The sequence below is a fragment of the Micromonospora sp. genome (genome assembly GCF_048594385.1).
Taxonomy (GTDB): Bacteria; Actinomycetota; Actinomycetes; order Mycobacteriales; family Micromonosporaceae; genus Micromonospora; species Micromonospora wenchangensis.
Genome location: NZ_JBMDWU010000380.1, coordinates 1 through 9,706, shown reverse-complemented (window position 1 = coordinate 9,706; position 9,706 = coordinate 1). Strand labels below are relative to the sequence as shown.

Here is a 9,706-nt window from a genome sequence, read left to right as displayed (position 1 = left end):
AGTTCGATAGGTTCTATCGAACGGAGATGGCTCAATTGGTAAGTTTTCTTGTTTGGCGAGGTGTCAATCGCTCCGAGGCTGCTGACATTGCCCAAGATGCCATGTTTGAGGCGTTCAAGCATTGGAATGCAATCCGGCACCCCGGGGCTTGGGTCCGTAGGGTTGCCTCTCGGCTGTGGGCGCGACACTTCCGGGCGAACCGTGCAGAGCCTCTCGCAGAAGTGCCGGAACCAGATCAATGGACTGCGCAGCAAAGTATCGATCTCGCGTTAGAACAGGACCACGTGCGCCGTCTCGTTGCCGGCCTCCCCATACGACAACGGCAGATACTTCTCTTAATCCTCGATGGGTACACCCCCGCTGAGATTGCCGAGATGCTTCAGGTCATTCCGGCAAGCGTCCGAAGCAGTCTCCGTCACGCCCGGCGTGCGCTGCGAGGTGGTCTACAGGATGAAGGTCTCTCAACGCGCAGCGATGGTCGAGGGCAGGCAGCGGATAACGACACAGCTTGATTCCCACCTAGCGGCGCCTGTCAACCATCTACGCCGCTTACAGCTGGCCGTACCTGGCTGCTGGTGCGGAGCTTCTTGTCGTCTCAGTTGCAGTCTCATTCGTGGCGGTGCGCGAACGTTCGCGAGAGGGTGCATGGTGGCTGTGGCCCAGTTGGCGAACGGTCCCAACCGTTGCCGGACAGTGCCGGCAGACTTGGAAAGCGTGTTGGTGGGACTCCGACGAGGCTTGGTAGGTGCCCAGTCCGCCGCCTGGTGGGCTTCCGCCAGCTAACCATTCAGGCGGACCCGAGAAGATTGGGACACAGTCTCGCGCTAGGCACCCACCTTTTGGTCAGGCTCGTCCTCGGTTATCCGGGTGTCTCCGCCAATAGCCGAAAACTTTGCAATTCCTTGGACGATCGCAAGAATTCCTTCCGCCTTCTGGTCATCTTTAAGGGTGTTAAGCAGGCGTTCCGCTACCAAATATCTTGAAAACTCAAGTGGCTGTAGGAAATAGGCTCGAAGGTGCTGGGCCGCAGACTCTTGCGAACGAATAAAGGTGTGGCTGATGAATCCGCTGAGCGCGGCAGCCACGGCTCCGAGAATTCCTGTAGCAATGCTTGCGGCAACGCTACGGCTCAGGAGTGACAGGATGACACTCGCGGCAACAATGGCAAATCCTGTAATCATTGCGGCCTGCGCCCGCCTAAAGCTTTCCTGCGCTTGCTTGGTAGCGATTCGATGGTATAAATTCAAGCGCTCGTGCGTTGCAGTCCAGAGCGGTGAGAGCTCCAGCGTAGCGGTTTCGGCTGCTCTCCCATACACGGCCCCCTCAACGGCCGCGAGCTTCTGTTGCGCCGCCTCATAGGCCAGGCGGTCGGCCAATTCCCGACGGAGGACGCGGCCTTGGAGGAGGTGGAAGTAGAGCGTAAATAGCGCCGCAATGGAAGCTGCTATCGGAAGGGTAAAGAAGGACGTATCGAACGCGCTTCCTATGGCTTTGGTTGCGCACTCCTCCCTCTCCTCGCTGCTGATGCCATTATAGTAAGAGATGCATCCGTATAGGTCGTCGTAACGCTCGTAGATAAATGCGACGATGCCGGCAAGTAGGGTTGCGGCAATGGCGGCGCCGGCGATATATCGGCCACTTCGCTGCAACCGCGCCCGCTCCGAAGACGTCCGCCAAGCCATCCGAAACGCGGGCGAATTCCGCTCGGGGACCCTCTGCAGGGTCTCGCTTGCGGAGACTGATTCTTGATCCTCGCTGCTCGTCACGCTGCTCCTCGGTTCGGCCTAATGCCAGAGCGTAGCGAAGCGGCTCCATCCGTGAAATGGCCTGCGTACAGATCGTCTGGAAGCGACGGACCGGACCGACGGCGCGCCTTGATGGACGAGAGTTGCCGCCGGGGCCCTCCGGTCCTCCGGGATGGTGGGCACCTGGTCTCAGTTGCGGTCTCGTTCGTACTCGTTCAAGTTCAACTGACGGGGTCCGGACCAGTGGGAGCTAGCCTGGTGCAGCCTGCTCAAGGCTCAACCCGCACAGGGAGTCGCAGACCTCGAAAGCGTGTGAGGGTTTACGCCCTCCGCGGGTTCAAATCCCGCCGCCACCGCTCGTGAACAGCGAGAACGCCCGGTCGATCCGCGAGGATCGCACCGGGCGTTCCGCGTTTGGCCGGCCGGGCCGGCCCCCGATCGGAGCCGACCCGCGACCCGGTCAGGACGTGCCGGCGTTCCGCTGACCCACTCGGTAGGTGGCGGTGTTGCCGTCGGTGTCCAGCAGCACGGTGACCGGGCCGGGAGGCAGCGCGCAGGTGACAGTGCCCTGGGCGGCGCGGTCCGTCCCGCACGTCGACCGGCCCGTCCCGTCGAAGACGGTCAGCCGGGCCCGGCCTGTGCCGGCGGTGCGCGCCCAGGTGAAGGTCTGCCGGGCGGCGTGCTGGTCGGCCGGGACGGTGAAGCAGGCCGCGAGGCGGTCCGGGCCGGTGGTCACGGTGGTGTCCGTGGTGTCCCGGGGCAGCGTCGGGCAGGCCGGCGCGTCGGTCCGGGCGAAGCCCACCGTGTACGCCAGCTGCGTCACGAAGGTGTGCCCGGTGAGCAGCGCCGAGTGCGGTGCCGGGCCGTCCAGTACGCAGCCGTGCCAGGTGTACCACCAGAGGCTGCACTCCGCCTCGCCGTCCGCGTCCACGATGTCGACGTTCAGCGCGGCGTCGACAGGCAGCAGCGTGGCGATCGACGCCCCGGACGGGGTGGGCAGGACCAGGCAGTCGATCTGGCCGGAGGTGTCGATCCGGCCCCGGTGCGGCGCGTCGGCCCAGCCGGCGTCGGAGACGGGTGTGCACCCGGTCGGCCGCAGCGGCAGCAGGGACACCGCGAACTCGGTGGTGCTGGTGGCGTCTCTGCTGGCCAGCAGGGTGTGCCGGCCGGCGGGCAGCGGGCAGCGGACCTGGGCGCAGAGCGTCCGGCCGGCGGTGTCGAGGACCCGGGCGAACGCGGTCACGTTGTCGCCGTGCAGGGCGGTCACCCGGTAGACCCCGGCGGCCGGGACGTCCAGGATCCGGCACGCCACCGGGGCCGGGGCGCCGGTGGGTGCCGTGCCGTAGCTGCCGGGCCGGACCGTGGGGCAGCCCACCGGGTCGGAGATCCGCCTGATGGCCAGCGGGTACGTCTCGGGGGTGTTCCCGGTCCACTCCCGGTACGAGATCACCCGGTAGTCGCCGTCGGCCGGGAGCACGCAGCCGACCTGGTCGGAAGGCTCAGTGCAGATCCGTTCGCCACCGCTGTCCATCGTCCAGCGTGCGCCGGACACGATGACCCGTTCACCGGCCCGGCCGGTGAAGGGATGGCAGTCGGTCTGTACCCGGGCGACCTGGTGTACCTGGAGGGCCGGTTGGTCCCAGGGGGCGTAGCCGGTGTTCGGCGCGCATCCGTCGGCCCGGTCGAGCGGGTTCAGCGCCACCTCGTACCGGTGGGGCCGGTCGGCGTAGAGGGGACTGCTGACCAGCAGGGTGTACCGGCCGGCGGCCGGCACGGTGCAGACCGGGATGCCCTCCCGGGCGCAGACCTGAGCGCCCGTGGCATCCAGCACCTGCCAGTCGAAGCTGGTGGCGTCGAGGCTGACGGCGCGGACGAGCAGCGGCCGGGCCGCGTCGGTGCCGAAGGTGTGGCAGGTCGTCTCGCCGGCCGGGGTAACGCCACTGTTCACGGCGCTGCCCGGGTCGCCGTACGGGGCGAGCGGCAGGCTCTGGCAGCCCGCCGGGTCGGACAGCCGCCGGGCCTTGACCAGGTGGGTGCCCTCCTTGCCGTACTGCTCCCAGCTCAGCAGCCGGTAGGGGCCCGGCTGTTCGAGCCAGCAGTCACCGCCGCCGTAGCTCAACTCGCAGACCGTTCCGAACTGCCCGTCGAGGATCAGCCCCCGGATGTCGCGCGGACCGCCCGGGTCGGCGAACCGCAGCAGCGCGCCGCGCGGCTGGTCGAACAGGTGACACCGGGCCGCCGCTCCGGCCGGCAACGTCACCGTGCTCCCCGGGGAACTGAAGTCGAACAGGTCCGCCGGCAACTGCCCGCAGCTCGACGGGGTATGCGTCGACTCGGCCGCGATCGTGTAGTTCCCCCGCCCGGTCGAGTACGGCAACCGCAGGGTGATCCGGTAGGTCCCGGCGGCACCGACCCGACAGCGGTTCGCGTCCACGCCGAGCCGGCACAACTCGCGACCGGCGGCATCGGTGACCCGGCCGCCGACGGAGTCCGGCCCGGAGCCCCGCCCAAGCTGGATCAGCAGCAGGTCGTCGGCGGCGGTGGTGGTGACGGTCCAGACGTCCTGCGCCTGGTCGACGATCGCGGTGCAGGTGACGACCGTGCCAAGGACCAGACCGCCGCTGCAGCGGGAGCGGGGTGGCTTGGGCTGCCGGACAATGGTGGTGGAGCGGGTACGTGGCTGTTCGGTGCTCAGCCCGGCGGCCTGCGCACCGGGGGCCGGGGCCGTCGCCAGGTGCGGCGGGATCTGCTCCGCTGCGGGAACCGGCACGTCCCGGTCCGGTGTGTTCCGGCCGGATCCGGTGGCCGGCGTCTTCCGGGCGGTGGCGGCCGGCGACCCCGGGTCCGATGTGGCGGGTGCCGGCGGGTGGGTCGCCGCGCTGTCTGACGTACCGACCGCCGCCGCCGGGGTCGGTGCCCCGTCACCTGTGGCGATCGGGCCGACGGCCAGGGTCGAGACGAGCAGGGTGACAAGCGCGAGGCGTGGCAGTGACTTCCCGGCCCGGATTATCGGGCGGGACAGGACGGTACGTGACATCGATCCCCCGTGTGCTGCCGACGCCGACTGCGTGGCCAGGAGATGTTCTCATCGGGGCCGGTCACGGACAATCCACGTCGTGGTCGGAGTTCAGCAGGGGCCGTAGCCTTCGTCGAAGAGGCGGCGGGCCCAGTCGGCGTACCCGGCGATGATCTCCCGGACGGCGGTTCCGTCGTGCAGGAAGAGGTAACCCCGGTCGCCGTCGCGGGCCAGCAGACCGTCGAACCGGTACGTCCGCTGTGGAGCGTGCAGCCGGACCACCGACGGGTAGCGGCTCAGCACCTCCTCGACGGGAGCGCCGACGGTGATCCCCTCCGGGGTGCTCATCGGATCGTCGAGCCAGAGCAGCACCAGCCGATCGTCGACGAAGATCGGGCTGGTCGTCCCGTGCCCGGCCAGCGTCATGCCGCAGGTGTCGGCGTCGGAGCGCAGCACCCCGCGCCGGATCAGCTCCGTCTCGCTGGCACCGAACTCGGCCCCGGCGAGGCCGTGCAGCCCGACCACCTGGCTGACGCCGATCGGCCGCGCCGGGATGTCGGGCCCCGACGGATGGGTGCCGCTGCCCGACGCCGAGGCAGCCACCAGTAACGCCGCAAGCACGGCAAATTGTCGCAATTTCATGGAATCCCCCAGTCCCCAACGGGACCGGGGCGTCCAGGTTGCTGGTCGGCCGCGAATTCCTGCTCTTCCCACTCCTCGGCCAGCTCGTCCCAGTAGTCGGCGGTCAGGCCGCGCCGGCCATGGGTCAGCCAACCGTCCGTGTTCCGCTCCAGGTGCAGGCCCAGCTCGGCGAACGGGTCCAGCCACCGACCGGGCTCCACGCCGAGCCGGGCCAGCGCCGCGTTGATCGGCCACTCCCCGCGCGGCAGCGTGAAGGCCGAGTCGAAGCGGGGACCCCAGCTCAACCGGCCGCCGAGCCACACCGCGGATGCCTGGTGGCCGATCCCACCGGCGAACTCCGCCTCCAGGTACGCCACCGGACCCCGCCGCGACCAGCGGTCCAGCAACCCGCCCAGAGCCGGCGAGATCACCAGCTCGAACGGCTGCCCGGCGGTCGGCTCCTCGGGGTGGTAGTCCGGCAGCGCGCCGGTCAGCTCCTCGACCAACTGCGGGGTCACCGGCAGCAGCGCGAAATCCTGCCGCAGCGCCGCCAGGACCGCGTGATCCAGGTCGGCGGTCTGCTCGCGGAGCAGCTCGACATCCGCGACGACCGCGCTGAGCTGGTAACTCATCCAATCCCCCCGCCGTCCACACCCTGTGGATAGCACATGTGTACGACGGATCCAGGGCCGCCGCGAGTGCCCGCACCGTACCGGGGTTCGCGGTGGGAGGCATGCCGGTGTCGTGCTGCCCTGCCCGACGGGCCGGGCGGCTACTCGTCGTCTTCCGCAGGTGGGTCGGGGCGGGCGGTGGGGGGCGGCCAGTTCGCCCGGTCCGTACAAGCGCGGTCGCCTCACCGTTCGACCGTAAGGGACACGCACCGCTCCGACCCCTCTGGCGTCCCGCGCACATGTTCTCAGTCGTGTTCGGCGGCGATCTCCCGCAGCAGACCGGCGAGCAGCTCCGGATGGGAGAGCATCGGATGGTGTCCGGTCGGCAGCTCCACCGTCCGCCCCGCCCTGGCCGCCTGGGCGCGCTGTACCTCCGGCGGGGTGGCCCGGTCCCCGGCGCAGACCACCGCCGTCGACGGGGTCGACCGCCAGCCCGCGTAGCGGACCGGAGTGGTGAGTACGGCGGCGTCCTGCCGGACCAGCCGGGCCATGGCACCCTCCACCGCCGCCGGGTCACAGTCGTGCAGGAACAGCGGCGGGACCAGCTCGGGCCGGGCCGCGAACGTGCCGTCGGGGAAGAATTCCAGGTGGGGCGCGGGTCCGGCGGGACCGAGATCGGCCAGGGACTCACCCACGTCGGGCAGGAACGAGCTGACGTAGACGAGGTGCCGGACGTCCCCGGCGTCTGCCGCCGCAGTGGCGACCATCCCGCCGTAGGAGTGGGCGACGAGGATCGCCGGCCCGCCGTCGCGCAGGACGCGACGGACCTCCTCGACGTCGTCGTCCAGCCCCGCCGGTCGGCGCGCGTCCGGCAGTTCGCCGCAGCTCGGCAGATGTACCGCGACGCTCGCCGTCCCGCCGGCCGCGAGCAGCGCCTCGACCCGGGACCACCACCACGCCCCGTCGCGTACGCACGCCCCGTGCACGAAGACGATCCGCATGGCTGCCTCCCTCGACCGGGCCGCTGTTGCGGAGAACCCTAGGGGCCGTCGCGGGGGCCTGAGTGCCCGTTCTGCCGTGGGCGTACGCGGCGCGACCTCGGCCGGGTGCTGCTGGAAACGACGAAGGGTCGGCTCCCGATCGGGGCCGACCCTCGCGTTGGTGCTGCTCAGACGAGCGGAGGATACGAGATTCGAACTCCTGAGGGTTTTATCCCAACACGCTTTCCAAGCGTGCGCCCTAGGCCTCTAGGCGAATCCTCCGCGAGCCAGGATACAGGTCTCCGGCGGCCGGACCACCCCACCACCCCCCGAAGATCCACCGGGGGTCGGGTAGGGTGGTGCCTACCTCCCGTGCGGCGGTATCTCGTGAACCTCCCCAGGGCCGGAAGGCAGCAAGGATAAGCGAGCTCTGCCGGGTGCACGGGAGGCCTTTTTGTCTCCGCCCACCGGTACCGTACCTGCGGGTCGGGTCCCGGGGTGGTGGGTGGTCACCCGCGCCCGACCGGCGCAGAATGGCTCGGTCGAGAGGAGGCGGGACGAGTGACGCTGGCGCTCTACCGCAAGTACCGGCCGCGTACCTTCGCCGAGGTCATCGGCCAGGAGCACGTCACCGAGCCGTTGTCGCAGGCGCTGCGCAGCGGTCGGCTCAACCACGCCTACCTGTTCTCCGGTCCCCGGGGCTGCGGCAAGACCTCCAGCGCCCGCATCCTGGCCCGTTCGCTCAACTGCGAGCAGGGCCCCACCCCGGAGCCGTGCGGGCAGTGCGACTCGTGCCGGTCGCTGGCCGTCGACGGCTCCGGCTCGATCGACGTCATCGAGATCGACGCGGCCAGCCACGGTGGCGTCGACGACGCCCGTGAGCTGCGCGAGAAGGCGTTCTTCGCGCCGGCCCAGAGCCGCTTCAAGATCTACGTCATCGACGAGGCGCACATGGTCTCGTCGGCCGGCTTCAACGCCCTGCTCAAGCTGGTCGAGGAGCCCCCGGAGTACGTCAAGTTCATCTTCGCCACCACCGAGCCGGAAAAGGTCCTCGGCACGATCAAGTCGCGGACCCACCACTACCCGTTCCGGCTGATCCCGCCGAAGGTGCTCCGGCCGTACCTGGAGCAGCTCACCCAGGCCGAGGGGGTGACCGTCGATCCGGCGGTCTTCCCGCTGGTGGTGCGCGCCGGTGGCGGCAGCGCCCGGGACAGCCTCTCCGTGCTCGACCAGCTCATCGCGGGCGCCGGCCCGGAGGGGGTCAGCTATCCCCGGGCCGCCGCGCTGCTCGGCGTCACCGACGCCGCGCTCATCGACGAGATGTGCGACGCGCTGGCCGCCGGGGACGGCGCGGCGGCGTACGCGACCGTCGACCGGGTGGCCGAGGCCGGCCACGATCCCCGCCGGTTCGCCTCCGACCTGCTGGAGCGGCTGCGCGACCTGATCGTGCTCCAGCAGGTGCCGGACGCCGCCGACAAGGGCCTGATCGACGGCCCGGCCGACCAGATCGAGCGGATGGCCGCCCAGGCCCAGCGACTCGGCCCGGCGACGCTGTCCCGCTGCGCCGACATCGTGCACAACGGCCTGGTCGACATGCGCGGCACCACCGCTCCCCGGCTGCTGCTGGAGCTGATCTGCGCCCGGATGCTGCTGCCCGGCGTCGACGACTCCACGGGTGGCCTGCTCCAGCGCCTGGAACGGATGGAGCGCCGGCTCACCCTGGGTGCCGTCGACCTGCCGCCGGCCGCCGCCGGCTCCGCGCCTCCCCCCGCCCCCACCGAGGTACGCCCCCAGCCCGCCCCGGCCGTCGCCGACACCCCGCCGGAGCCCGGAGCCCCCACCGGGGTGGCTGCCGCGCGGGCTGCCGCTGCCGGTGCCCGCCCCGGATCGCCTTCGGCGGCACCTGCCGTGCCGCCGTCGGGTGGCACACCGGTCGCCGACGCCGCTCCCGTACGCCGTCCGGTGCCGCCGTCGGCGGTGCTGCCCGATCCGGCGACGCCCGAGCCGCCCCGACCGGGCAGCGACCCGGTGGGCGCGCTCGACGCGGTGGCCGTCCGGCGGGCGTGGCCGGAGGTGGTCGGCAAGGTCAACCGGACGAACAAGCGGATCGCCGCTCTGATGCGGGATGCCGTGGTCCGGGACCTCGACGGGGACACGCTGGTGGTGACGGTGAAGTCGGTGGTGCTGGCCAAGATGATGGCCGACCACGCCCGGGTGCTCACCGACGCGCTCTACGAGGAGTTGGGCGGGCGCTGGCAGATCCGCTGCGAGGTGGCCGGTGAGCGGGGCGGGGTGACCCCCGCTGGTCCGTCCCGGCCGGCCCGCCCGTCCGCGCCTCCCGCCGACTCCCCGTTCGACGGTGGTGCCACCCCCCACCCGGCTCGTCCGTCCGCCGGCCCGGATGCCGGTCCCGGCCCGTCCGGCGTGGCCGGCGGCCCGGCGGCCCGGCCCGACGCTTCCCCGCCCGCCGGCGGAACCAGCGCGCATGGCGGGACCAGCGCGCACGGCGGGACCAGCGCGCACGGCGGGGGCGGTCCCGGTGGCGCGCCCGGGGTGCCGGGTGCTGCCGGTACCGGCCGCGCGAACGGTGCCGGTGCGGTGGACGGTTCCGGTGCGGGCGGCGCGACCGCCGTGGCGGTGCGGGGCGGCGACCCGCAGGCGCGGGGTGACGGGTCCGGTACGGCCGACGACGACTGGCCCGAGCCGGCCCGTCCCGGTGGCGAGGACGGATGG

Annotated in this window: 7 protein-coding genes, 1 tRNA gene and 1 other RNA gene; 3 read left to right on the top strand and 6 right to left on the bottom strand. The window is 70.8% G+C overall.

The window, feature by feature from the left end; genetic code table 11:
* Positions 1 to 512, top strand: a 512-nt coding sequence (locus ACOJTC_RS20435) for an RNA polymerase sigma factor (protein WP_420118082.1), incomplete at its 5' end; no start/stop codon positions are given.
* Between the two features lie 312 nt (positions 513 to 824).
* Here ACOJTC_RS20435 and ACOJTC_RS20430 read toward each other — a convergent pair.
* The 6 genes from ACOJTC_RS20430 to ACOJTC_RS20405 form a co-directional block, all read right to left on the bottom strand.
* On the bottom strand, positions 825 to 1,766 hold the full coding sequence (locus tag ACOJTC_RS20430; protein WP_420118081.1) for a TRADD-N-associated membrane domain-containing protein: 942 nt from the start codon (positions 1,764 to 1,766) through the stop codon (positions 825 to 827).
* Positions 1,767 to 2,205: 439 nt separating this feature from the next.
* Positions 2,206 to 4,515, bottom strand: coding sequence for a hypothetical protein (locus tag ACOJTC_RS20425; RefSeq protein WP_420118080.1), 2,310 nt, complete (start codon positions 4,513 to 4,515; stop codon positions 2,206 to 2,208).
* Positions 4,516 to 4,872: 357 nt separating this feature from the next.
* The gene (locus ACOJTC_RS20420; RefSeq protein WP_420118083.1) at positions 4,873 to 5,367 is read right to left on the bottom strand and encodes a hypothetical protein; all 495 of its coding nucleotides are present in this window, start codon (positions 5,365 to 5,367) and stop codon (positions 4,873 to 4,875) included.
* 32 nt (positions 5,368 to 5,399) lie between these two features.
* Positions 5,400 to 6,014, bottom strand: a complete 615-nt coding sequence (locus ACOJTC_RS20415) for a hypothetical protein (protein WP_420118079.1) — start codon at positions 6,012 to 6,014, stop codon at positions 5,400 to 5,402.
* Positions 6,015 to 6,298: 284 nt separating this feature from the next.
* Positions 6,299 to 6,994 (bottom strand): alpha/beta fold hydrolase, encoded by a 696-nt coding sequence (locus tag ACOJTC_RS20410; protein WP_420118078.1) that lies wholly within the window; start codon positions 6,992 to 6,994, stop codon positions 6,299 to 6,301.
* A gap of 176 nt (positions 6,995 to 7,170) precedes the next feature.
* Positions 7,171 to 7,255, bottom strand: a tRNA-Ser gene (locus tag ACOJTC_RS20405).
* An 82-nt stretch (positions 7,256 to 7,337) separates the two neighbouring features.
* On the opposite strand from ACOJTC_RS20405, the gene ffs reads away from it, so the two are divergent.
* Both ffs and ACOJTC_RS20395 read left to right on the top strand, forming a co-directional pair.
* Positions 7,338 to 7,427: signal recognition particle sRNA small type (ffs, locus tag ACOJTC_RS20400), an RNA gene on the top strand.
* Positions 7,428 to 7,534: 107 nt separating this feature from the next.
* The coding region (locus tag ACOJTC_RS20395) for a DNA polymerase III subunit gamma and tau (RefSeq protein ID WP_420118077.1) at positions 7,535 to 9,706 on the top strand (2,172 nt) is incomplete at its 3' end.

Bases quoted from the DNA above. Each gene is read 5' to 3' on its own strand.
- ACOJTC_RS20415 (WP_420118079.1), bottom strand. From the start codon at position 6,014: ATGAGTTACCAGCTCAGCGCGGTCGTCGCGGATGTCGAGCTGCTCCGC.
- ACOJTC_RS20410 (WP_420118078.1), bottom strand. From the start codon at position 6,994: ATGCGGATCGTCTTCGTGCACGGGGCGTGCGTACGCGACGGGGCGTGG.